A 25992-nucleotide genomic window follows, 5' to 3' on the forward strand; every position below is an offset into this window, starting at 1 on the left:
AAATATACTATATAATTTATATTTAATCAATTTGAATAAATATAAAATGAGCTCGTGAATTCGGCAATCCAATACCGTTCAAAAAACACATTGACATCTCCACGTGGCGTCGATATCATTTAAATATATATTATTATTTTATAAATGAAATGGAGCTGGAGATGACATGTACAAACATTATATAGACGGCAGCTTGGTTCAAGGTCTCGGGCTGACATTAGCTGTACACAATCCGGCAACTGAGCAAGAAGCGGGCAGGCTGATGAAAGCGACGGAGGAGCAGGCGCAAACGGCGCTGGAAGCGGCGCAGAAGGCTTTCCCTATATGGTCCGGCTATTCGCTGAAGCAGCGTGGAGAATGGATGGAGCGTCTGGCCCAAGCGATTGAAGCGCGGCGTGAGCAGATTCTGGAGGTGCTCATGAGCGAGACAGGCAAGCCGCTTCCTCAAGCTACTGAGGATATGGAAATGCTGCCCAGATGCCTGAGATATTATTATGAGGAAGCCAAGCGGCTGCATGGCCGTATAATCGAGGATGAGGACCAAGGCATCATGAGCCTGATGAAGAGGCAGCCTGTTGGCGTTGTGGTCGGGTATCTGGCCTGGAATTTCCCGCTGTTGAATCTGGGCTATAAGCTTGGACCGGTGCTTGCCTCGGGCTGTACCTGCGTTATCAAGCCGTCGCCATTGACGCCGCTGACCACGCTGCTGATCGGCGAGATCGCGGAGGAAATCGGATTCCCGGCGGGCGTCATTAACCTGATTACAGGCGATACGATCGAGCTGGCGTCGGTTATGAACACGAGCACCATTCCGCGTATGCTGACCTTGATCGGATCCACTTCCGCAGGCAAAGCGATAGTAGGCCAATCTGCGACCTCGATCAAACGCTTCTCCCTGGAGCTTGGCGGCAATGCCCCTGCCATTGTGCTGCCTGACGCCGATGTGGAGGCGGCTTGCGAGCAGTTGGTGAATCTGAAGTTCGGCAATGCCGGCCAGATCTGTGTATCGCCGAACCGCGTGTTCGTACACGAATCGTTATATGAGACCTTTGTAGCCAAGGCTGTCGAGAAGGCGAACCGGGTTACACTGGGCTGGGGCCGCGAGCCCCAGGCGGGGATGGGCCCCATGATCTCGGCGGGGCATCGCTCCAGAGTGCAGGAGCTCATCGCGAGCGCAGTTGCAGAAGGCGCGACAGTTGCGGCAGGCGGAGGCATTCCGAGCGGCATCGACAAGGGCTACTACCTGGAGCCGACCATCATAACGAATGTGACGCCGTCCATGCGGATTTGCAAGGAAGAAATATTTGGGCCAGTTATGCCTATTATGCCCTATTCGGACCGGGAGCAGGTTATTCAAGAGGCGAATAATACTGAATTTGGTCTTGCCTCTTATGTGTTCGGCACCGATATTAACGATATCCTTCATATTGCCGAATCGCTTGAGGTGGGCACGGTATGTGTCAATGGTCCCCATTATTCCGTGGAGCTTCCGCATGGCGGCGTGAAGGAAAGCGGCATTGGCAAGGACTGCTCCGTCTACAGTCTGGAAGAATATTATACGGTGAAGCGGATCACGATACGGAAGGGGAAGTCGTAAGATGGCCCATAAGAGCAAGCCAAACATTTTGTTTCTGATGACGGATCAGCAGAGGAACGATACGTTCTCCTGCATCAATCCGGAGGTGCTGACGCCTTACCTGGATGAGCTGATTGGAGACAGCGTCTTCTTCAGCAATGCCCGCTGCGCCAATCCATCCTGCGTGCCGTCCCGGGCTGCGATTATGACGGGCAAATTCCCGTCGGAGTGTGAATGCCCGACCTTTATTACGCAGCTTCCCGCTCATGAGACTACCTTTATGACTCGTCTGCAGGAAGCGGGCTACCATACGGCTGTTATTGGCAAGCAGCACTTTGCCGGCTCCTCCATCAAGCGGGGCTATGACGAAGAGATGATTATTGACGGCCATAGCGCCTTCTATCCGGATGATACGATTCAGCCCTACCTGGATTATCTGGCGGAGCATGGCGTCGATAGAAAAGCGGTTATGAGCAAGACGCTAATCAGCGGCGGCACATGGAATGTAGAGTCCCAATATCATCTGGATGATTATTTAGGCGAGCTTGGCAAAGCATGGATGGATAAGAAGGGACGTGCCGCCCAAGCGGACGATAAGCCGTGGTTCCTCACCCTGTCATTCTCCGGACCGCATCATCCCTATGACTGCGAAGGAACGGAATATGCGGAGCTGTATGATCACGATAAGCTGTCCGCTCCGGAGTCCACTTACGCCGATCTGGACGAGAAGCCTCCACATTTCAAGAAGATGGGCTCCTACGCCGATATTTATCTCAAAAATTTCTCGGAAGAAACGTTCAAGAAGACGAAACGCTCTTATTATGCCAATGTCAGCCTCATTGATCGGAAGATCGGCGACCTGATCCGAATCATGAAGGAGCACAATCTGTATGATAACACGCTAATCATCTACACCTCCGATCATGGCGACTTTATGGGCGACTTCGGCATGGTGGAGAAGATGCAATGTCTATCGGACAGCCTGATGCGCGTGCCTCTCTTTGTTAAGCCGCCCATTCAAGGCTTCCAAGGCTTCGAGGTGAAGGATGACGTGCTCAATATCGACATAGCGGCAACCTGTCTGGAGGCGGCCGGAGGGGAGGTCCCGAGCTCCCTGTCGAGTTATTCCTACACGGGATATTGGGATGAGGCAAGAGAGAAGAAGGTCCGCGAAGCCGTCTATATGGAGGCTGGCACGATCAAGGGCTGTATTCATCAGGGATTGAAGACGGTACATTACATGGACCGAAGCTACGGAGAGCTGTACGATCTGAACAATGACCCGCTGGAGCGGCGCAACCTGTGGAATGATCCCCGTTATATGGCGCAGAAGCTGGAAGGCTATCGTTTCATCGTCGATCATATGTACAGGGCGATTCCGAAGTCCGATGTGCCATGGAATGTGGGAACGCCGGACATTTAAAACCATGAACTTCATGAGCGTATTTACCGTATCCAGTGTGAGGATTCCCCGCACTGGATATCCTTATTTCTGAGGCCTGCTGTACGGATGCGATTTGTTTGTGTTAAGTTAATAGGATCGCGCTTTTTTCCATGATTCCATTCTCGAAGTAAAGGAGCAGCATGAGCATGAGAATGAAGCTGGGCAAGATGTCCTTGTTCTACAAATACCTGATTTCCTATGCGCTCTTGCTTATACTTCCGGTGCTGGTTACCGGCTTTTTTGTTTATCAATATTTTGTAGGAATGCTTCAGACGCAAGTGCTTCAGTCGAATCACGGAATGCTGGAGCAGGTTAGAGATACGATGGACACCCAGCTGTCCGAGATGAGGAATATCGCGATTCAGCTGTCGGCCAAACGGGAATTCGATCCGGAGCAGCTTGGCGAAGCTTATGCCGTCTACGAGGCGAAGGAGAAGATCAGTCTCTACGCGGAAGCCAATACGTTTTTCTCGGAGGTTGTATACAAAGCCCATGGGGTGCCGCTGCTGATTTCGTCGAAGAGCACGTATCTGCCCTCCGTGTTTCATCAGATGTATCTCAAGGAACAGATGGATTATGAGCAATTTGAAAAGCTGCTGGCGTTAGACGAGGTTCATGTCCAGGCGGCCGCCTCGCTGAAGAGTGAGCAGGACAGCTCCTGGGATCCTTATATCTCCTATTCCGTTCCCGTGCCGGAAATTGGCTCTCCCATTGATACGAAGGGAATGCTGATCTATCTCATCAAGGAAAATGAAATGAAACGCATGCTTCAGTCCTTTCTTCCTTATGTGCAAAGCAATGTCTATATCGTGGATCAGCAGGGAGAGCTGATTACGTCGTTGTCCGATAAGCTGAAGCTTCCGAAGGAGCTGCTGTATTCAGAAACAGAGCTTAGCGGAATCAGGCAGCTGGGCGGCGAGACTTATTATGTGTCCAGAATCACCTCCGCATCCAGCGACTGGACGTATATTACCGTGGTGTCGGAGACCCAGCTAATGAAGCCGGTTGATGAGCTGAAATATAAAGCAACCATTGTACTGGCTCTCATTCTTATTATTGGCTCCAGCATCATCTACATCAATATGCATGTGCATTATAATCCGCTGCGGAGGCTTATTCGCATTGTGGATGAGAAGCTGCAGCAGTCAGACGGCGGATCACGGCAAGGACTGGACAAGCTGCAATCGGCATTCGATTATATGAGCACTCGGAGCATGACGCTGGAGAACCAGGTCGAGCTTAGCCGACCGGCGCGCAGACAGCAATTGCTTACCCAGCTGCTGCAAGGCGGGACGGGTGATGAGGAAGCGTTCCGCCAAGCCTGCGAGGAGCTGGGCATCAGGCTTCGCGGTCAATACAGGGTCGTATGTATGCAAGCGCATCCAAATGAAAGGCTCGATTCCGCTGACTCCGCGCCGGCGACTTCATGTCCATGGAGGCTGATGATTCCCGATGAGATTGACATGTATCAGGTGGAGACGATACAGCCGCATCGCTGGATCTGGATACAGGAGTGGCAGGAAGGGGAAGCTTGGTCCACATGGCATAAGGAGCTGGACGCGGCAACTGGCATACCATGGACGATCGGCGTGGGCGACAAATGCAATGAGCTCAGCGAGCTGCCCAAGTCCTATATCGGCGCGTTAACAGCGCTACAATTCCATCTTATAGCGGGAAGCGATCGCGTCATTCTGCCGGATCAGCTCTCTTCCGGTGACGACAAGTTTTTGGCTTATCCAGCGCGCGAGCTGGACATGCTCAGCTTCCATTTGAAGGAAGGCGATCTGGCGCAAACGAGACGGTATATGGAGAATACGCTGGAGCAGATACGGGCGAGGAGCCAGTCGCTGCTGACGGCCAAATACATTTATTTCGACATTGTCCATACGATTCTCAAAGCTGTGTCCAATGAAGCGCTTCATCGCGGCATTGCGATCTCTTATCCCGATATTATTGAGCTGACGCAGTGCACCTCCTATTCCCAGATGGATGCCATCGTGTGGAAGACGCTGGACGAAATTGCGCCGCTGCTGGAGAAGCAAGAGCAGCCAGGGGAGGATATGCTGCTTCAGCAAATTATCGAGCTGCTGCACGCCAAATATGCGGATTCGCAATTCAGCATTCAAGGCATGGCGGGCCACTTCTCGCAATCGCCCTCCTATCTCTCCCGATATTTTAAGGAGCAGACGGGTCGAACGGTGTCGGATTATTTGAATGGCATTCGTATTGATGAAGCAAAGCGCCTGCTCATCGAGACGGATCTAACGGTTACGGACATTGTTCAGCGAATTGGCTACAGTGATCCGTCGAGCTTTATTCGGAAGTTCAAATCCGAGCTTCAGCTCACTCCCGGCGAGTATAGAAAACGTATGCAGAAACCGCACGAAAGACCGCCGCAATAGGTGGAAAATGCTCAAAACCCTTGATGTATCAATGGTTTTGGGCGTTTTTTATTTTTCGCATATAGGTGAAAATCTCGCTGATTGTACTCTTCTGCCCTGCTTGTTACGATGAATGGGCACCTTGGTGAAAGCGCTTTACAACATCGGCATTTTTCGAAATTGGAGGGAATCATGTGTTGAACCGCTGGAAACGACATTACGAGTTATACTTGTTATTGCTTCCAACACTGCTTTATTTCGCCGTATTCGAATACGGACCAATCTACGGCTTGCAAATCGCCTTCAAGAACTTTGCTCCCTTCAAAGGAATTAGTGGAAGCCCATGGGTCGGATTCGACAACTTCCTTCGTTTCTTTGACAGCTATAAGTTCTGGGACGTGCTTGTGAATACGCTGACGATTAGCGTGTACGAGCTGCTGCTGTTCCCGATACCAGTCATACTGGCACTGCTTATTAATCAGCTGACAAGCAAGCGCTTCAAAAAGCTGGTTCAGACGGTAACGTATGCGCCTCATTTCATCTCAACCGTCGTTATCGTAGGTATGCTGAACCTGTTCCTGTCTCCGAGAAACGGAATCATTAACCAGCTTTTGGAGACGCTAGGGCTGGAGACGATCTTCTTCATGGCCAAGCCGGACTGGTTCGCTTCGATCTTCGTATGGTCGGGTGTGTGGCAGAATGCGGGCTGGGGAACGATTATTTATTTGGCCGCGCTTACCTCCATCAATCCGGAGCTGCATGAATCCGCGGTTGTGGATGGAGCCAGCAAAATCAAGCGAATCCTATACATTGATCTGCCAAGCATTATGCCTACGGTCATCGTGCTGCTCATTCTCAGTGTCGGCAACTTTATGTCCGTTGGCTTCGAGAAGGTGTATCTCATGCAGAATCCGCTTAACGTATCCTCGGCAGAGGTCATTCAGACATATGTGTACAAAACAGGATTAATAGGCGCGCAATACAGCTATTCCGCTGCAATCGGCATGTTTAACTCCATCGTTAACTGTCTATTGCTCCTGATGGTTAATTTCCTGGCGAAGCGCTTCGGCCAGAACAGCTTGTGGTAGAGAGGAGTCAACACGATGGAAACTTGGAGTCGCAGCAGAGGAGATAAGCTATTCGATTGGACGAACATTATGTTCTTCCTTCTTATTCTCGGGATCGTCATTTATCCGCTGTATTTCATTATTATCGCTTCGTTCAGCGATCCGGATCTGGTGAACGCAGGCAAGGTGCTGCTTATTCCCCAGGATATTTCGTGGATCGGCTATGAAAGAATTTTTGGAGACGCAGAAATTTGGAATGGCTATAAGAATTCCATTATGTATACGGTGCTCGGCACCATCTTTCGAGTGTCCCTAATTATTACAGGGGGATATGCCTTGTCCAGAAAGGATCTTCCTATGGCAGGCACGCTGATGCTGCTGATCCTGTTCACGATGTTTTTCCATGGCGGTCTCATTCCAACCTACCTCCTGGTGAAGGAGCTTGGAATGGTGGATACCATGTGGGCCATGATTGTACCCGGTGCGGTCAGCGTCTATCAGCTCATTATCGTAAGAAGCTTCTTCCAGTCCAACATTCCTCAGGAAATGCTGGAGGCGGCTATGATGGACGGCTGCGGCAACTTCAAGTTTTTCCTGCGTATGGTGCTGCCGCTGTCTCTGCCGATTATCGCGGTTATGGTGCTGTTTAATGCGGTAGCGATGTGGAACTCGTACTTCCAGGCGCTCATCTATCTGAATGACGCAAGCCTTCACCCGCTCCAAATCGTGCTTCGCAAAATATTGATTATTAGCGAGGCGCAGCTGGATCTCATCGATGCTTCAGGGGATGCAGCCGAGGAGCAGAAGGTATCCGAGCTTATCAAATATGGTATGGTGGTTGTCTCCAGTCTTCCCGTTCTTGTGCTGTATCCATTCCTGCAGCGCTATTTCGTCAAAGGTGTCATGATCGGCTCGGTGAAAGGCTAACTGAGCTTCATGAATAGATGCTTTACTACCATATAGGAGGTCAAAAAAAATGAGAAAAAAATGGTTCGTAACAGGTACGGCAATGCTCGTCACGATGACTATGCTTGCTGCAGGCTGCTCCAATGGCGGCAACAACGTAAATAATGGCGGCAATGAAGGGGCAAAGCCTCAGGAGAGCACTGCGCCAGTAGAGCACTGCGCCAGTAGAGGAGAGCATCAAGTTCCCTCTTGAGAAGCCGATTGAGCTGAGCATCTTCGCAGCAACCGATCCACAGGTGAAGAAGGATTACAACGAAATGCAAATGTTCAAGCAGCTTCAAGAGCAGACGAATGTTAACGTGAAGTGGACTATGGTGAGCACAGAGCAGCTTGTGGAGAAAAAGAATATTACGATTGCGAGCGGCCAGCTTCCGGATGCGTTCTTCGGCAGAGGTGTGCTGAGGGATGAAGAGGTAATCAAGCTGAGCAGCCAAGGCGCGTTAATTCCGCTGGAGGAGCTGATCGAGGAGCATGCTCCAAATCTGAAGAAGGTATTCGAGCAGCGTCCGGAATTCAAGAAGCAGATTACTGCGCCGGACGGTCACATCTACTCCTTGCCTACAACGGTAGAGCGTGATTTCAATGGTATTCCTTCCGCCTTGTTCATTAACAAGAAATGGCTGGATGATCTGGGATTGGCTATCCCAACAACAGTTGACGAGTTCTACAATGCGCTGAAAGCGTTTAAGGAAAACGATCCGAATGGCAACAAGAAGGCCGATGAAATTCCATTCTCCTTCGTATTCGGCAATAACTCGCAGAATGGTCCTAACGCATTGGCAGGTGCCTTCGGCATCCCGAATGACGACAACCGCGATCATCTGTACATCGACAACGGTACGGTGAAATATGCACCAGAGCAGCCTGAATACGAGAACTACGTGCAATTCATGAGCAAGCTGTACAAGGAAGGCTTGATGGATCAAGAGGTGTTCACGCACAACCTGAACGCTTACCAGACGAAGATTCGCAGTGAAGTGCCGCAGGTTGGCGCATTCTTCACCTATTCCCTTGGCTCCGTATTTGGTAATGTTCAAAATGATTATGTAGCGGTACCGCCTCTCAAAGGCGCTAATGGCGAGCAAGGGTGGCTGCGTATGCCTGTAGGCTTCAGCATCGGCTCCTTCGCGATTACAAACAGCAACAAAAACCCTGAAATTACAATGAAATGGATCGACAGCATCTATGAAGAGAAGCAAAGCTTCCAGTTCGAATCCGGTCCGTTCGGTCTGACCTCCAAGGAAAATGCTGACGGCACAATCGAGAAGCTGACACCTCCAGAGGGCGTGGCATTCGGAGCGTTCAAGCATTCCGAAGCACCTGGCAACGGCGCTGTGACGATTGTTCTTCAAGATATGGTAGATCGTTATATCGATGCTCAAGCGGATGAGAAGCGCACTTATTACAATATGTACGATCCTTTTGCTCCAAAAGAAATTTTGCCATCCATGCTGATGACAACGGAGGACATCGAGACGCTGGCTCCGATCCAGCTTGACCTGGGTGGACCAAACGGCTTCTATTCTTCAAACTTCGCACAATTTGTAATGAACGGCTTCACGCATGCGGATTGGGAAAACTACGTGGCGCAGCTGAAGAAGATGAACATTGATACGTATGTGTCCATTTACCAAAAGTATTACGACGCTTACAAAGCGAAGTAAATAACGGTCAGTCAGCCATATGAACCTGGAGCTTGCTCTCCAGGTTCCCTTTATATCCTAAGTAAGCAAGTTTCATTTGAGGTGAAAAAAGCGATGCTGCACTTAACAAAATATTGGGACGATCTCCATGTCCTCCATGTCAACCGAGAGGAACCGCGCGCGCACTATATCCCCTATGCGGATGAACGGTCGGCGCAGTCAGCCAAGCGAGGCCAGTCGCCACTGTACCAAACGTTAAACGGGCAGTGGAAGTTCCGGTACTATAACAGCGTGCATGAAGTGAAGGATGCCTTCTATGAGGACGGGGTCGATGTCAGCGGCTGGGATGATCTGCTTGTGCCTTCCTGCTGGCAGTCTAACGGCTATGATCAGATGCACTATTCCAACGTCAATTATCCCTTCCCTTGTGATCCTCCATTCGTTCCCGATCGCAATCCGGCGGGCTTGTATATTCGGGACTTCCAGGTTCGGGAGGAATGGCTCGGCAAGCAGAAGCACGTTGTATTCGAGGGCGTCAATTCCTGCTTCTATCTGTGGGTGAATGGCTCTTTCGTCGGGTATAGCCAAGGAAGCCGCATGCCGGCAGAGTTCGACCTGACGCCTTATCTTCGGGACGGCAGCAATCGAATGTCCGTTATGGTGCTGAAGTGGTCGGATGGTTCGTACCTGGAGGATCAGGATGCCTGGCGGTATTCCGGCATATTCCGGGATGTCTACTTGCTGGCTCGCAGCGAAAGCAGAGTGCGTGATGTCTTCTATCGGGCGGACCTGTCGGAGGGGCTGGATCAGTCTGTTGTGCAATGCACAATCGACACGGTTGGCTCCGTAGACGTAACTATACAGCTCGTAGACGCCTCCGGGGTGAAGCAGGGGGAAGCATCGGGAACCATCGATGGCTCCGCCACGTTCAGCCTGACTGTGGAGCAGCCGGAGCTATGGCATGCGGAACGGCCCTATCTCTACAGCCTGTTCGTCACCGGCGGCGGCGAGGTGCTTCATTTCAAAGTGGGGATGAGGAAGGTTGAGGTTCGGGATGGCGTGTTCCTGATTAACGGGCAAGCGGTGAAGCTGAAGGGCGTTAACCGGCATGATTCGCATCCGGAGCTTGGCCAGACGATTCCACTTAAGCATATGATTCAGGATCTGCATCTCATGAAGCGACACAATGTGAACACAGTCAGAACCTCTCATTATCCCAATGACTCTCGCTTCCTGGATTTATGCGATGAGCTGGGCTTCTATGTAATCGACGAGGCGGATCTGGAGTGCCACGGCGTATTGCACGCGGGTGATTATCATATGCTGACGAAGGACCCGGCATGGGAGGCTGCTTTCATAGAGCGCGCCATTCGGATGGTGGAGCGTGACAAAAACCATGCATGTATCGTCATGTGGTCCATGGGCAATGAGTCCGGTTATGGCGTCAATCATATTGCCATGGCGAGATGGACCAAGGAGCGGGACTCGTCCAGAGTCATTCATTACGAAGGGGCTGCGCTTAAATATAACGGCCATCCCGATACCGATTGCCTGGATGTCAACAGCCGTATGTATGCGACGGTTCAGGAGCTGCTGGATTACGCGACGAATGAGAGTCTGAACAAGCCGCTGCTGCAGTGTGAATACAGCTATGCCATGGGCAATAGCTGCGGCGACCTGCAGGATTACTGGGATGTCATCTACAAGTATCCCAAGCTAATGGGCGGCTGCGTGTGGGAATGGTGCGATCACGGCATTAAAGCTGTATCGCCGGAGGGCGAAGCTTACTTCGCTTATGGCGGCGATTTCGGTGATAAGCCGAGTGACGGGAACTTCTGTATCGATGGACTGGTCAGCCCAGACCGAATTCCGCATACGAACCTGCTGGAGTTGAAGAAGGTTAATGCGCCAGTGCTGCTGGAGGCGGAGGAGCTGTCGAAGGGTCTGGTCCGTGTCACCAATCGCTACGATTTTATCGATTTATCGGATTGCGTAATGGCTTGGAAGGTAGAACGGGATGGCGAGACGATGGAGCAAGGCTTACTGCCTGTTCTCCATACCGCGCCGAAGCAGTCCGAGGTTATCGAGGTGCCTTATACAATACCGGCTGAAGGAGGACGCTGGTTCCTGCAAATAACGGTCATGCAGAGCCGCGATACGCGCTGGGCGGCTGCGGGGCATGAGCTGACCAGTGAGCAGTTCGAGCTGCCAGCTCCTCATTCCTCTATTGATCAAGAAACGACGATTGCCTGGAAGCCATCCTTGAAGGTGCGGACAGAAGGCTCGGAAGTAACGATCGAGGGCTTTGATTTCCTGCATGTATTCGATCTGCAGGCCGGCACCTTCACAAGGGTGACCAAGCATGGAGTACCGCTGCTGCTGCAGGGTATGCCGAAATTCCACATCTGGCGGGCACCGGCAGATAATGACCGCAAGATTAAGGTGTTCTGGAGGCAGGAGGGCTACGATCGAATCGAAACGAAGGTGTACCGCTCTGAGATGACGCTGTCTGCCGCTGACAAAGTCAGGTTCGAGGTCGAATTCTCGCTGGGCGGCTACATTAAGCTGCCGATCCTGAGGGGCACATCGATATGGGAGATTGATGGCGAAGGCGTCATTACCGTTGCGGCCGAAATGAAGGTTCGTGAGGAGCTGCCGTATTTGCCGCGAATCGGTCTGCAGTGGATGATGCCGGGGGGCAATGAAGAGGTGGAGTACTTCGGCTATGGTCCTCATGAAAGCTATGTCGACAAGAGGAGAAGCGTACGCAAAGGGAAATATGCGCTGACTGTCGATGAGATGTATCAATCCTATGTCGTGCCGCAGGAGAACGGCTCTCGTTATGGAACAGAGTGGGCGACGGTAAGCAACGCGCTTGGCATGGGACTGAAGTTTACAAGCCCGGGAAGTTCATATTCCTTCCAGGCGCTGCATTATACACCGGAGGATCTGACCGAGGCGATGCATACGTATGAGCTGAAGCGTCGGAAGGAGACCATTGTTCACCTCGATCATCGGATGAACGGTATCGGCTCCAGCTCCTGTGGAACGGATCTTCTGGAGGCTTATCAGCTGAGCGACAAGGAATTTGCCTTCAAGCTGGAGATTGCTCCCGTTATGAAGGAAGACGAATAAGAGATAGAAGCGATGGCAGCCTGAGATCGCGCAAGCGTCGATATCGGCTGCCCATCGATTCAAGGAGGTCTATAATGAAGAAGACAATTGCTTTATGGTTATGTATCGTGATGATCAGCGCATTGGCAGTACCGCCAATTGCCGCTGCTTCGCCGCAGCTATCTACCGCACAGGAGCTGGCGGACTATTTGAAAACAAAGGGCGGAGATGCGTCAAAAATTATATTGGCAGACTCCAACACAACGGTTCAAGTCAGCACTCCCGTCACACTGAATGAGTCCTTTGCCATTCCGAGCGGCATCAAGCTGCAAGGCTTTGTTCAGATGAATATTCAAAGCGATATTCAGGTTTATGGCAAGCTTCAGGACAGTCGCGGGCTTGATTTCCGCAAAAACGGCATAGTGGGAACGGGTGCCGGCTCCTTCGTTCTGCATGCGGGAAGCAGCTATTACCAGCAAGGCGTAGAGGTGGTTGGCGCAAATGGACACTTTATGCTGGGTGCAAACGCCAGTGTGACGTTATCCGCCAGCAATCATTTTGAGATTACCTCCGGGACCGTAACGGTTGCGGCAGGCAAGACAGTAACGGCAGATATGGCCAAAACAATTATTGTCGCGGATGGCGCGACGCTGGTGGTCAACGGGACCATTGCGGATGGCATTCTGCAGATGACGCCTCCACCGGGCCAGGCCGACACGACGGCATTAGTCCAAGCCATCCATGAAGCCAATACGAACCGGGCATCCGTATCCATCAGCGTGGATGGAACCGATGTAACAGCGCCCGGCATATGGGTAAGCTCCACTGTAATGAGTCAATATGAAAGCGCTATTCTAGCTGCGGCCGCAGTAAGGGATCAATCTGGCGCGACCCAGCTGGAGGTAGATAACGCCGTTGCCCAGCTGGCAGCAGCTACAAGCAGCTTTAATGCCGCCAAGGCGCAGGGAACAGGCAATGGGGTCATTCGTATTGCGTCGGCATCTGAACTAGTGGCATTCCTGCAAACGCTAACAATTGACGATACCAAAGTAAAGCTGAATGGCAACACGGCCGAGCTGTATGAGCCAGTTGTGCTGGATAAGGCAATGTCCATTGCAAGCGGGGTGAAGCTTCAGCTTTTCACACATCCAACCGTCAGCACCACTCTGGACATCTATGGCATCGTGCAGGACAGCCGAGCTCCGGAATTACGTACAGGCGGTTTAATTGGAGCCGGCACAGGCAAAGTTAACTTCCACACAGGAAGCAGCTATTACCAGCAAGGAACAGAGGTAATTGGCGTTAACGGTATCTTCCGCTTGGGAGCCGACACGAGAGTGGCCGTTCGAGCGGATCAGCATCTGGATCTTGCAGCAGGCATGGTCACCTTGGCCAAGCCGGTGACAAGCCAGGTATTTAGCAAAATTACAGTATCGGACGAAGCAACCTTCAACTTCTCCATTGCCAATATCGGAGAGGGAGTCGCCTATTTCCCGGCGGGGCTTAACAAGGTGCAGCTGACAGAGGCGCTGGCCATCGCAGAGGCCCATCGCGACTTCACAAGCTCCAGCGTGGACGGGCAAGATGTGGGGTCCGACACCCAGTGGGTAACACCCGCTGTTAAGGACAGCTTTGTGGCTGCCATTCAAAGTGCAGCTGCCGTTCGTATGGATCCGGATGCTACGGAATCGGATTACGGCCAAGCTCGGGCGGAGCTGGAGGCTGCGACCACATCGTTTGTTGCGGCTAAGCAGCCAGGAGCGCTTTCTGTTGCGGAGATCACAACAGCGGGGCAGCTGCTCTCAGCCATCCAAGCCTTTCAGACCGGTGGGGAGGAGGTTGTCAGAGCGCTTAATAACGAGGTTGTGAACGGTGTCACCTACCAGGTCATCGAAGTGTTCAAGCCGGTGACCATCCCTAGCAATGTGACGGTGCCAGCGAACGTTCGTTTGAAGTATACAGCTCAGATGACGGTGCACGGTGTCATAACGGTGAAGGGACAACTGCAGGATTTCCGTGATGAAGGCTTTATTATCGGCAATGGCGCGGTAGGCGCCGGGGGTATTGGAGCCGTACAATTCATGCCGGGCAGCGCGTTATATATGAAAGGCAAAGGAGAGACGGTTGGTCCTACAGGGCTGCTGGCGCTGGATGCCGGATCGGTGCTGTCGCTGTATGCGAAGAACAGATTGGAGCTGTCCAAGGGCTCGGCCAAGGTGCTGAAGCCGCTTATTGTCGCCCTGACCAATGATGCAGTTATTGCCGAGGGAACGACGCTTACCGTTATCGCTTCCATTCCAAAGGAAATTAACGTCGTGTCCTATGGCAAAATAATTGACGCCAGCATTCAGAATACGGAAGCCAAGCTGGGTATGATAGCTGTGGAAGCGGCTTCCTCTAACGAAGCTGTTGTGACGGCGGAATTGGTGGAGGGACGTGTCTATCTGACGCCAGGAGCCGCAGGCTCAGGACAGGCGAGAGTGACATTAACCTCGGAAGACGGCAAGGCAGCGTACATTGATGTCATCGCGGCAAGCGGAGCCATTATCGATAAGACGGTTATGAAGTATGGCGCGTTATCCCCGAGCGAGCTCAAGGCTCTTATTCGAGTTAGAACGAATGAGCTCGAAGAGCTGATTACGCTGGCAGAATCCAGAAGCCTGGATGCGGAGCGGGAGAAGGGAGCGCTATGGTTCGCGGGTGAATTCGACAAGTACGCGGATTGGGATGAGCAGAACATAGCTGTTAACAAAAAAATGTTCGCTGTCATTCCGACTTATAGCCCGGGAGGACGTTCTCCCGAGGAATTGGCCGTGGAGCTGCCTGAATTCGAAAGAGTCGAAATTATCGCTATGCTGGAGGCTGCCATTGCGGAATTAAACGCCGTACTGGACGGAACGGTAACCAGAAGACCGGTTCGCCTTGTAGACTGGGATGGCATAACGCTGCAGGGCAGCAACTTCTACAGCAACGGCAAGCCTGTGTTCCTGCATGATTATTTCTCCAAGCCGCTGGATGTTCCGAAGGACAATGCGACGCTCTATAATCATTATCTAGGCAGCATTGATCTGCCGCGCTCCATTAATCCAAGCTTTGTGACCGACAATTCAGGTACGCCGGCACCGGATAAATACGGAGATCTGCAGAATCGCCCAACAAGCAACATGGGCTACACCATTCTATGGCATGATCCAGCTCCGGCATGGGCAGTCAGTCAGAATGGGGATACGATGCGTGATGGCATAACAACCTTCACCAAATATGATATTAATCATCCCGCTATTCGTTCGATATGGGAGGATGTGCTGAGCCAGACCGGACCTATTACATCCGGCAAGCCCTATACGGAGCTTGGCTATCTCTTGGCGAATGAGCCGCATTGGTTCCTGGAGAAGGGTCACTGGGCTGTCGCGAAGAAGGCGAACGGACAGGAGGGCATATCAGATATTGCGCTTCAGCAGTTCGCCGAGTGGCTGCAGGATCGCCATGGATCGGTTGACGCGATGAACGCGCTGTGGAGCACCAGCTTCGCCAGCTTCGATGCAGCAGCAAGAGGCGTCATTCCAATGGACAAATCGTACAAGGGAACGCCGGTAGGGTATGATGTATCCCTCTTCAATATGGAGAGAGGCACGGAGTGGCTGACCTTCCTGCATGATCAGGTGAAAGCGAATGACCCTGATGCCAATACGCATATGAAGCTGATGCCCGACCTGTTTGCCGAAGGCAATCGCACGCATGGCATCAACTTCGAGGACTTGACGGAGATGGCGGAGATCATCGGCGACGATGCGAAGACGCGGAAGGTGAACTTCAAGGCAACCGGCTCCTCTGAGGATTGGACGGAGCATTATGCGTACTACTGGAAGGAGCTGGGGATGTCCTATGACTTCATGCATTCCGTCAGCCCGGAGAAGGCACATGTCAATTCCGAGGTGCATTTCCTCTCCACAGTAGCGTACAGAGACCTATACATGAAGCCTGAATATGTCCGCTCCACCTACTGGCTCGCAACTGTATTGGGCATGGATGCTGGCTTCACCTGGTTCTGGGGTCGAAATCCGGACGGCTCCATCGAGAACCGACTGATGAATACTACGGTGCAGGGCTTGCTGGAATCTTATCCGGGAACGGTTGCCCAGCAGCCGCGTGTTGCCAATGAGCTGAGCAAAACCATGATGGATCTGAATGCGTTCTCCGAGGAGATTGTACAATTCCAGACGCAAGAGAAGCCGATACGCATCTATTACTCCGAGACATCCGCGATTAATGACGAGCATTATGTGGATGATCAATTCGAGCTGTATGAGGCGTTGAACTTTGACGGCGTTCCGATTGGCTTTGCGACGGAAAGCATGATCAAGAAGCAGCCGCATTCTACTTGGGACGTCATTGTGGTACGTGAGACGCCGAGTGTGACAGACGAAGAGTTTGACGCGCTGCAGGGTTATCTGAATGCGGGCGGTACAGTCATTATCGATGAAGAAAGCTTGGCCTTCAATGAGTATAAGCAGCCTCGGACAGCTTCGCTTATGCCTGGCAATGGCACATTGATCACCATGCCTGGCGATGCGACGGCTATGGCGAGCGAGGCGCTGGACATTCTTGATGAGGCCAACAAGCTCTCTCCAGTGGAGCTGAAGGAATCCAACGGCCTTGCTCAGAAGGGCGCATTATGGCGCGTTGTCCAGGCAGCCGACGATCGGTATGTCATGACTGTTATTAATGTAGGGAAAAATACCGCCAATCTGGAAATTGCGATGGCGGATCAGTCTTCCGTGACTATTACCGATATGATGACAGGGAAGGAGTTGGCCACAGCCTTCACTCTTCCATCGGAAGGCGTTCTGTTGTTGGAGATTGAGGTACATGAGAAGGAGCAGCCAGCTCCGCCTGTTATTCCTGTAACTACAGCTCCACCTCTGTCGACACAAGACCCAAGAGCTGAAGTCATAAGCAATCCTCGCGCAGATCATGGCGTGATCAAATGGAATGTGCCGGCGAACAAAAACAAGGTGCTTCTGCCAGCTCAATCATCCGGCGTGCAAGGTCAGAACAAGCTGCAATTGCTCTCCGATCAGCTTGCGATTGACATTCCTGCTTCCGTATTGAAGGACCTGACCTCAAGCCTGGGGCAAGCCTCCATGGAAGGAGCTGTTGTATCGGTGGCCTTCGATACGTTGACCGAGTCTCAGTCCCAGTCCTTGGTGGCTGCGGCGATGCAGGCGGGCAAGGTTCAGCTCAAGGCGGCGACGTCTATGATCGACTTCACGTTAAGTGTTGTGGATCAGAGCGGCAAGGAGATGAAGCTGTCCAGCTTCAAGGAGCCTATCACGATTTCCTTGAAACTGAACGAAGGGGCGGAGCTCTCCCAGCTCGGCATGTACTTCATCAGGGAAGACGGCCAACTTGAGTATGTGGGAGGAGAAGTTCGCGACGGGATGCTGGTTGCTGAGGTACAGCATTTCAGCACTTATGCCGGTCTGCAATATAAGAAAACCTTCAAGGATGTGCCTGCGTCCTATTGGGCTGCGCCTGCCATTGAGATGCTGGCTGCCAGAGGGATTGTAACGGGTGTGACCGCTGATGAATTTAAGCCGAAGCAAAGCGTAACGCGCGCCGAATTTGCCGCATTGCTTGTGCGCGCTCTGGGGCTAAGCGCCAGCGCCTCCACTCCATTCTTGGACGTAGCGGAATCCGATTGGTATGCAGAGGCTGTAGCGGCTGCTTATGAGGCAGGGCTTGTTCAAGGTGCAGCAGCCAATCGGTTCTTGCCGCATGCTTCGATTACACGGCAAGAGATGGCGGTTATGCTCTATCGCGCCAAGGCCTATATCGACCGGATTCCGGCCCATGGGCAGGCCAAAACGGCGTTAGATCTGGACGAAGCAGCAGGATGGGCGCAAGAAGCGATTGCCGATATGCTGAAGCTTGGCTGGATGCAAGGACGCGGTGAAGACGTATTTGCTCCGCTGGGGATTACGAGACGGGAAGAGGCAGCACAGGTGCTTGCCGCCATTCTCGCGCCTTAGCGGATGGATGGTAGGAAAGAAGAAAGGAAGCCCGGACGTCGAAGTCTGGGCCTCCTTATATTCGATGTTATGGTTTCCTGTAGCCCAGCTGCTCGGAGATAGCTTGGGATTGCTCCAGAGCGAGCCCGATATAGCGGTCCATTGTCTTCTTCGACATACGGAAGATGGGACCAGAGACGCCAATGGCTCCTTCGATCTGCCCGGCCGCATTCATGATCGGCACGCCGATGCACCGAAGTCCCTCACAGGATTCCTCCATGTCGAGCGCGTAGCCTTGTGCGCGAATCCTCTCCGCTTCTTCTCTAAGCTTCACCGGATCGGCAATAGAACCTGGAGTTGCAGGTTCGAGCTCATGATGGGCCAGATACAGCTCCAGCAGGTCCGGACTGTAGGCCAGCATCGCCTTGCCCATGGCGGAGGTATGGGAGGGATACTCCAGACCGACAGTCGAGAGGAACTTGATTGGCTCCAGACTCTCCAGCTGATCGACAACGAGCGTCCTGCCAAGTGAGCCCGGCTTCGTCAGCAAGGTCGTTTCCCTCGTGCCGTCCCTGAGGGCGTGCATGGAGGGCTCAGCGACCTCCTTCAGCGTAATGCGGTTGGCAATGGAGCTGCCAAGGTAATACAGCTTGCCGGTCAGCTGATAGGTGCTGTCGCTTTCTTTCTTCTGAATATACTTCTTCTCCTCAAGTTCCTTCAATATCCGGAAGACAGAGTTTGTCGTAATGGATAATGTATTGCTGATCTCGGTAACCGAGAACGGCTTGTTCTCTTTGGCCATAAGCTCCAGAATATCCAGCACCTTCTCGGCTGCTGGAGCTTTATATTTCTTGTTCGTCATGAGTGCGGATTGCCTCCATCATTAACCGATTCATACATAACTACATAGTATGTCACTTCATTTGAAGGTTCAAGGGGAAAATTGCTGAAGGGCTGGTTAATCGAAGCGAACAAACAGCAACAAGGCATCCAATTCATGATAAGGAATATAAGAACAAACTCCAATCGAACAGGAGCTGTGGATATGTCGGATATAACAAATGAGTTGGTGCAGATTCCTAAACGGTCCATTGAGCATAGTCATACCTGTGCAAGCATGACATGTCAAGCGACATGTCCGTTGGCTGAGCGTTGTCAAGGTCATCAATTGAAAAAGAGAGAGGAACCCCTCTTTATAGCATCCAGCCGGAAAGGCCTTCAATCATAAAGCGGCCAAGGTTCCATTCAAAAATCTGAATCTTATAATCGATGAGCTCTTCGGTATTCCGAGGGGCTCATCCCTATATGCAGGGAAAAAACTCGGCTGAAGTAGAAGCCATTGTCATACCCGCATTCCTGTGCGATATGATCCACGGTAAGGGGGCTCTCAATTAAAAGTCGCTTCCCGTGGTCAAGGCGAAGCTGGCGTACATATTCCGAGGCTGAGCAGCCGAATGCAGCCTTGAAGCGACGGGTAAACTGGACGGGACTTAGCCCTGATTCATCTGCAAGCTCTTTCATCGATACATTCTGGAAGGCCAACTCTTGAAGCTTGCGTCGCGCGCTGAGCATAAGTGAATCTCCTGCTCCCCAATAATCGGCCATTGGAAGCAACTGCTGCAGAACGTAACCGTCCCAAAGCTCTTGTATGAATCGATTGCGCCACAACATGGCCTGTTCGGGAGGAAGAGCGTAAAGCTGCTGCATGTATCGATAAGCAGAGGCAAGGCGTTCTTGGTCGGCGAAGGTCAGCTTGCCCAGCGGCAGGTTGGATGGAGGTGTTGACCATTCAAAGCCCAGATAAAAAAAGCTGAGCGGCTGCAAAACTTCACGCCGAAAAGGCGTTCCAGGCGGACAGACCACCCAATCACCGTTAACGGCTTCTCCCGCTTCCAAACTGCCTAATTCGTATCGAAAGCGGCCCTCTTGCACTGCAAAAGCGACCCAATGGAGGTAGATGTCTTCTTTGTATTGAAAGCTTTGTTTCTTATGCCAATAGTAATAGTGGTAGAGCTTGATTACACCATTCTGAAGCTCAGACATTAGATACACACCTTTTGAAATAAAGTATATGTTTATTGTTATTTTACTGCATGTATTAAGAGAAGTGAATAAGGTAAGATGAAATAAAAGTATATATGAGGTGAGTCTGGTGAAATTGGAAACAGTCAAAACAGATATTACGGTCATCGGCGGCGGCTTGGCTGGTGTATGTGCCGCGGTTGCGGCAGCAAGACTTGGCCATACGGTTGCTCTGGTTAATAATCGCCCGGTCCTGGGCGGTAACTCCAGCAGTGAGGTCAGAGTATGGGTGTGCGGCGCAACCGGCCATGGGACCCATCGCTTTGCGAGAGAGACCGGCATTATGGGAGAGATGTTTGTTGAGAATCAATATATGAATCCGGAGGGCAATCCCTATTATTGGGACATGGTTGTGCATGAGACGGTGAAGAGGGAAGCCAATATTGGGCTGTATCTGAACACGGATGTCCATGAGGTGGAGGCTGATGGAGATGCTGATAACCGTGTTATCCGCTCCGTTACGGGCTGGATGATGGGCTCGGAGAGGCGAATCCGCTTCGAAAGCAAGACGTATGTGGATTGTACGGGAGATGGTCTGGTCGGTTTTCTGGCTGGGGCCAAGTATAGGCTGGGCCGTGAAGCGCGAGATGAATTTAATGAAGACTGGGCACCGGAGACTCCGGATGATATTACACTGGGCAGCACGCTTCTATTCTACACAAAGGATGTCGGCAAGCCTGTCAAATACGTGAAGCCCAGCTTTGCGATCGATATCACGGAGACCTCTATTCCCATCCGCCGAGTCATCCGCAGCGGCGATAATGGATGCGCTTACTGGTGGATTGAATGGGGCGGCGAATTGGATACGGTTCATGACAATGAACGTATTCGCGATGAGCTGTGGGCTGTTATATATGGTATCTGGGATTATATCAAAAACTCAGGAAGCTTCGACGCCGAAAGCATGACGCTGGAGTGGGTCGGCGCAGTTCCTGGCAAACGGGAATATCGGCGGTTTGTTGGTGATTATATATTGAATCAAAACGATATTTTGGCGCAGGAGCCGTTCGAGGATCGGGTGGCCTATGGAGGCTGGTCGATTGATCTGCATCCGCCGCAAGGCGTGTATTCGCAAGAGAGCGGCTCCAAGCATCTGCATGCAGACGGCAACTATCATATTCCGTACCGCTCTCTCTATTCCATCAATGTAAGCAACATGCTGATGGCGGGACGGGACATTAGCGCCACGCATGTTGCGTTCGGAACAACTAGAGTGATGGCCACCTGTGCCGTTATTGGTGAAGCTGCCGGCACCGGCGCCGCGCTTTCTGTTCAATATGGCATCTCACCAAGAGAAGTGCATCAGCACCATCTGGAGGAGCTGCAGCAAACCCTGCTTCGTCAAGACGCCTCTGTCCTTGGCATTCGCAACGCCGACAGCAGCGATCTGGCGAGAGTGGCTCATGTAACGGCATCCAGCTCGACAGCACGTCTTGCAGTTGAACACGCTTACAGGACGGAAGCGGCCGATACCGATTTGGGCATCTTGTTTCCTGTGGAGCCTTCCCTGAATGGACTGGAGCTGCTGCTCGATATTGAAATCCCTGCGTCGGTTACGGTAGAGCTGTATGCAACCGGCAAGCCGCAAAATTATGTGCCTCAAGAGCTTATTGATTCCTGTACCGTTGAGACAGCTCCCGGGAAAAATCAATGGGTTCGGTTCCATCTGGAGTGGCAGCCTGATACGGCTCAAAATGCGTTTGTTGTTATCAAGGCAGCCAAGGGTGTGCTCCTGCATCGGTCCATTCTGCCGCACACCGGTGTGCTTGGGTTCCGCAAGGGCAATCAGCCCATTGTTGATCCTAGGCTTGAGGATCAGCCGGATCAGCCCGTGCTGCAATGGAGAACGGAGATGTTGGATCGCCATCCATTCTGCTTCCGTATGCATACGGCAACCGATGCGTACTCAGCATCGAAGGTGCTGAATGGGCTCGTAAGGCCTTATGGCGGTCCCAATCTATGGCGTTCGGAGCCGCTGGAGGGACGGGAGGCTTGGCTGGAGCTTAGCTGGGAGAGCGACGTAGAAGTGGGAGAAGTGCACCTGACCTGGAATGATGATGTCAACGAGGACTTAATTAATCTGCATCATCATCGTACTCCGTTTGACGTGATTCCGGAGCTTGTGAAGGACTATCGTATTGAACTGCTGGGGGCTGACGGAGCTTGGAAGCTTGTGCATATGGAAAAGGGTAATCGCAAGCGCAAGAGGGTTCACCGCTTGCAGGCCGGCATGGCTGCAAAACGTATGCGAATTGTAATGGAGTCTACAAACGGCTCCGCCTGTGCGGAATTGTTCGAGATTCGCGTGTACGAATAAGAATTCATTAAGCAGACAAGGAGTGTTAAGCACATGAGACAAGAAAGCTTGGCTATGCGCAGAGCAAGAGAACGCGAGTATGGGAAGGACAGCACCTGGTATTGCCAGTTCAAATATGCTTCTGTAACGGGGCTGGGCTATGAGGAAGGCATTCACCGGCGCGATCCCAGTAGTGTAATCAAGATCGGAGAGGTCTATTATGTCTGGTATACCAAATCCTCGGGTTCAAGCGTCGGCTATGATACTGGCGATTTGGATGCCAAGGTATGGCCATGGGATTGGTCCGAGATCTGGTATGCAACATCCAACGACGGGGTGAACTGGCATGAACAGGGTCTCGCAGTAGGTCGAGGAGAGCCCGGCGCTTATGATGATCGAAGCGTATTTACACCTGAGGTGCTGGCTCATAACGGCAAGTATTACCTTGTCTATCAGGTCGTGAAGCATCCCTATTTGAGACGTTCCAAGGAGTATATCGGATTTGCTCAATCGAGCTCTCCTGACGGTCCATGGATGAAGGCTGATGAGCCGATCCTGTCGCCTGCAAGCAATGGGGAGTGGTTCGGAGAGGTGGACAACCGCCACCTAGTCAAGCATAGAGGCGACTTCGACAGCCATAAGACCAATGATCCATGTCTCTTCTTCTATAAGGATCAATTCTGGCTTTATTATAAAGGTTATCCTATGGGTGAGCAGCTCACCTGCGCGGGCAGGGAAACCAAATGGGGAGTCGCTGTAGCTGACCGACCGGAGGGACCTTATACCAAATCGGTGTACAATCCGATAACGAACAGCGGGCATGAGACGTTGCTCTGGCCATACAAGGGGGGCATGGCGGCCTTGCTGACGACAGATGGACCGGAACGCAACACAATTCAATTCGCTCAGGACGGGCTGCAGTTCGAAATTCAAGCCTTTATTGAGCACCCTCCGGAAGCGGGAGGCCCGTTCCGTACGGAGCATTCTGATATTCATCCACTGGAAGGGCTGCGCTGGGGACTCAGTCATGAAATTAACAGCCCGTGGCATTATATTCAGAGGTTCGAGGTGGATGAAAGGACAAAACATTTGTGCAATAACAAATGTAATCACTAGATATTTACGCTACAGGAGCCTGCAAAACTTGCGATATTCGCCTGGCGGCATGCCCTCCCATTTGTGGAAAATTCGAACGAAATAATGAACATCCGTGTAGCCAATGGTATGGCCGATCCATTCGATCGTGTCGTTGGTGTCGCGGAGCAGTCGCTTCGCCTGGGCGTGACGGATCCCCTGGACAAATTTGTTAGGGCTGGTGCCCATGATTTTTTTGAACAGACGACCCATATAATCCACATTAATATTCAGCATGTCCGCCATTCTTTCATTGGACCAGAGCTCTCCAACGTTCTGCTCAATAGCAGCCGCCAGTTCAGCAATCGCCAGCTGCATACCGGCGCTGGCGCCTGCCCGTTGACGCTGATGAATAGCTCTCGACAAATGAGCGAACAGCTGCAGCAGCAGGCCCTGACAGCACATCATATAGCCTGCCGGTCGATGGGTGAATTCATGAATAACGGCTTCCAGCAGGCTGTACACCTCAGAGGTCGCATGCAGGCTACCGGCGTTCATCCATTCCAGAAATTCCGGCGTCTGAGGCATGCTGCCAAAGTGATCACCGCCCTCGTGATGGTCGAGAGAGACAATAATGTCTTCGTCCTTCGCGATAAGGAGCTCATTGTAGAAGTCAAAGTGAACGCCCAGGAACAGCGCGTCTGGCTCCGACAGCACCTCAACACGATGCTTAAGCTTCGCGGGCAGCAGGAAAAATTGGCCAGGCTGAACGCGGAAGGGCGCCTCCGATTCAATCTGAACCTCCACCTCGCCATGCTCCAGCAGCAGAATTTCGAAATCTCGAATGCGCCGCTCAATTACCCGTTCCTTGGCCTGCCGATGCTGCTGCGCCCAATGGACAACCGGGTTCAATCGTCTGCTCTCCATTGTTGCTTGCACGTTGAATTCCTCCCTGTTTCATAAGTCGGTAAAGTCCAACTATTGACCTCAATCGTTCAAATACAAACAAGTATACCCATGATAACATAAGGGATATCAAGAGTCGAACAACAATATGAGGAGTGATTGGAATGTCGGATTTGAATAAGCTGCCAGAACTAACAAGCGATTATGAGCTCACCAAGGAGCAAATTCAAGAGTTCCAGGAAAAGGGGCATATTAAGCTGAATCAAGTCGCGTCCAGCGAAGAGGTGGGTGTATACCGTTCCATCATCGGCGAGAAAGTGAAAGAGCTGAATTATCATAATAAGCCGATTGAAGAGCGGGACACGTACGGCAAAGCCTTCATCCAGGTTTCGAACATTTGGGAGAAATCGGCGGAAATCCAACGCTTCGTATTTGCGCGTCGATTCGCCAAAATCGCTGCTGAGCTGCTGGGAGTAGACGGCGTTCGCATCTACCACGATCAAGCGCTGTTCAAGGAGCCGGGCGGCGGAATTACGCCATGGCATCAGGACCAAATCTACTGGCCTGTAGATACGGACAACTTCATCACGATGTGGATGCCGCTTGTTCCTGTTTCGGAGGAAGTAGGCTCGATGAACTTTGCGAACGGCTCCCACAAGTATGGCTATATTAGCAAGCTGGCAATCTCCGACGAATCCCAGAAAACGCTGAGCCAATATATTGAGGCCAAGGGCCTTGAGGTTGAAAACTACGGCGCGCTGGAAGCGGGCGACGCAACCTGGCATTATGGGTGGACGCTGCATAGCGCGCCGGGCAATCCGACAAACACGATGCGCGAGGTCATGACCGTTATCTATTACGCGGATGACGCGAAGGTTATTGAGCCCGACACGAACGCTCGCAAGACAGATCTGCAGAAATGGCTGCCTGGCCTGGCGCCTGGCGATCTTGCGGCAAGCAAGCTGAATCCGATTATTTATAAGAAAGAAATGTAAACACATGGCGCAATTTGTCGTCAACGATTCTATAACAACACTCGTATTTTGTCACTTACGGCGGAATGCGGGTGTTTTTTTCTATGATGAAGCGTAACAGCTGTTTCTCTGATCTTGCATGGTAGCCTCCGATGCAAATACGAAGGACAATGAAGCAAACTCAGCCTGAAGCCTCTGAGGACCGCCGCGCTCGGATTGAACACTTTTTTTGTTGACTTATGGAGTGAAAATGGATATGTTTATCTTATATAAAATACAATTTTAAATTTAAAACAGGAGGGTTAGAATATGCAGTGGCTGCTAGTTATCGATGAGTGATCCCAATTTGTCACCTTCATGTATTTAGTGTGGCCATGAGTTTTTTACCCGACATCTGTAAGCGCTAACACATGTTTGGGCGAAGAGGGCAGCAATGATTGGTTACCGCGATGAAATGT

The 25992-nt window shown here is 51.8% G+C and carries 15 protein-coding genes; 12 read left to right on the top strand and 3 right to left on the bottom strand.

Annotated features, from left to right (window positions below; all coding sequences use genetic code 11):
• Positions 1 to 166: 166 nt before the first annotated feature.
• The 9 genes from P0X86_RS05110 (at position 167) to P0X86_RS05150 (ending at position 18223) form a co-directional block, all read left to right on the top strand.
• Positions 167 to 1597 carry an aldehyde dehydrogenase family protein gene (locus P0X86_RS05110; protein WP_153783657.1) on the top strand — a complete coding sequence of 477 codons (1431 nt, stop codon included), beginning with the start codon at positions 167 to 169 and terminating at the stop codon, positions 1595 to 1597.
• 1 nt (position 1598) lies between these two features.
• On the top strand, positions 1599 to 2999 hold the full coding sequence (locus P0X86_RS05115) for a sulfatase family protein (protein ID WP_153783656.1): 1401 nt from the start codon (positions 1599 to 1601) through the stop codon (positions 2997 to 2999).
• 167 nt (positions 3000 to 3166) lie between these two features.
• Positions 3167 to 5422 carry a helix-turn-helix domain-containing protein gene (locus P0X86_RS05120; RefSeq protein ID WP_194843359.1) on the top strand — a complete coding sequence of 752 codons (2256 nt, stop codon included), beginning with the start codon at positions 3167 to 3169 and terminating at the stop codon, positions 5420 to 5422.
• 173 nt (positions 5423 to 5595) lie between these two features.
• Positions 5596 to 6489, top strand: a complete 894-nt coding sequence (locus P0X86_RS05125; RefSeq protein ID WP_228551494.1) for an ABC transporter permease — start codon at positions 5596 to 5598, stop codon at positions 6487 to 6489.
• Between the two features lie 15 nt (positions 6490 to 6504).
• Positions 6505 to 7395: a carbohydrate ABC transporter permease gene (locus P0X86_RS05130; RefSeq protein WP_257446001.1), complete on the top strand. Its 891-nt coding sequence runs from the start codon at positions 6505 to 6507 to the stop codon at positions 7393 to 7395.
• A 49-nt stretch (positions 7396 to 7444) separates the two neighbouring features.
• Positions 7445 to 7627 (top strand): hypothetical protein, encoded by a 183-nt coding sequence (locus P0X86_RS05135; protein ID WP_277747955.1) that lies wholly within the window; start codon positions 7445 to 7447, stop codon positions 7625 to 7627.
• 64 nt (positions 7628 to 7691) lie between these two features.
• Positions 7692 to 9098 (top strand): extracellular solute-binding protein, encoded by a 1407-nt coding sequence (locus tag P0X86_RS05140; RefSeq protein ID WP_277747956.1) that lies wholly within the window; start codon positions 7692 to 7694, stop codon positions 9096 to 9098.
• Between the two features lie 93 nt (positions 9099 to 9191).
• Positions 9192 to 12212, top strand: coding sequence for a glycoside hydrolase family 2 TIM barrel-domain containing protein (locus P0X86_RS05145; protein ID WP_277747957.1), 3021 nt, complete (start codon positions 9192 to 9194; stop codon positions 12210 to 12212).
• Positions 12213 to 12286: 74 nt separating this feature from the next.
• Positions 12287 to 18223, top strand: a complete 5937-nt coding sequence (locus P0X86_RS05150) for an S-layer homology domain-containing protein (protein WP_277747958.1) — start codon at positions 12287 to 12289, stop codon at positions 18221 to 18223.
• Between the two features lie 67 nt (positions 18224 to 18290).
• On the opposite strand, the gene P0X86_RS05155 is transcribed toward P0X86_RS05150, so the two are convergent.
• Both P0X86_RS05155 and P0X86_RS05160 read right to left on the bottom strand, forming a co-directional pair.
• Complete coding sequence (locus P0X86_RS05155; protein ID WP_277747959.1) at positions 18291 to 19064, bottom strand: IclR family transcriptional regulator; 774 nt, start codon at positions 19062 to 19064, stop codon at positions 18291 to 18293.
• A gap of 398 nt (positions 19065 to 19462) precedes the next feature.
• The gene (locus P0X86_RS05160; protein ID WP_277747960.1) at positions 19463 to 20245 is read right to left on the bottom strand and encodes an AraC family transcriptional regulator; all 783 of its coding nucleotides are present in this window, start codon (positions 20243 to 20245) and stop codon (positions 19463 to 19465) included.
• Positions 20246 to 20354: 109 nt separating this feature from the next.
• Between P0X86_RS05160 and P0X86_RS05165 the strand changes: the two genes are divergently transcribed.
• A complete protein-coding gene (locus P0X86_RS05165) occupies positions 20355 to 22601 on the top strand; it encodes an FAD-dependent oxidoreductase (protein WP_277747961.1) in 2247 nt (748 codons plus the stop codon).
• A gap of 33 nt (positions 22602 to 22634) precedes the next feature.
• On the top strand, positions 22635 to 23696 hold the full coding sequence (locus tag P0X86_RS05170; protein ID WP_153783646.1) for a glycoside hydrolase family 117 protein: 1062 nt from the start codon (positions 22635 to 22637) through the stop codon (positions 23694 to 23696).
• A 9-nt stretch (positions 23697 to 23705) separates the two neighbouring features.
• Here P0X86_RS05170 and P0X86_RS05175 read toward each other — a convergent pair whose 3' ends face one another.
• Entirely contained in the window at positions 23706 to 24593 is an 888-nt protein-coding gene (locus P0X86_RS05175; RefSeq protein ID WP_153783645.1) for a helix-turn-helix transcriptional regulator, read from the bottom strand.
• Positions 24594 to 24724: 131 nt separating this feature from the next.
• On the opposite strand from P0X86_RS05175, the gene P0X86_RS05180 reads away from it, so the two are divergent.
• Entirely contained in the window at positions 24725 to 25555 is an 831-nt protein-coding gene (locus tag P0X86_RS05180; protein ID WP_153783644.1) for a phytanoyl-CoA dioxygenase family protein, read from the top strand.
• The last annotated feature ends 437 nt before the right edge of the window (positions 25556 to 25992 follow it).

The sequence above is a fragment of the Paenibacillus sp. BR1-192 genome, assembly GCF_029542445.1.
Taxonomy (GTDB): domain Bacteria; phylum Bacillota; class Bacilli; order Paenibacillales; family Paenibacillaceae; genus Paenibacillus_AQ; species Paenibacillus_AQ lautus_A.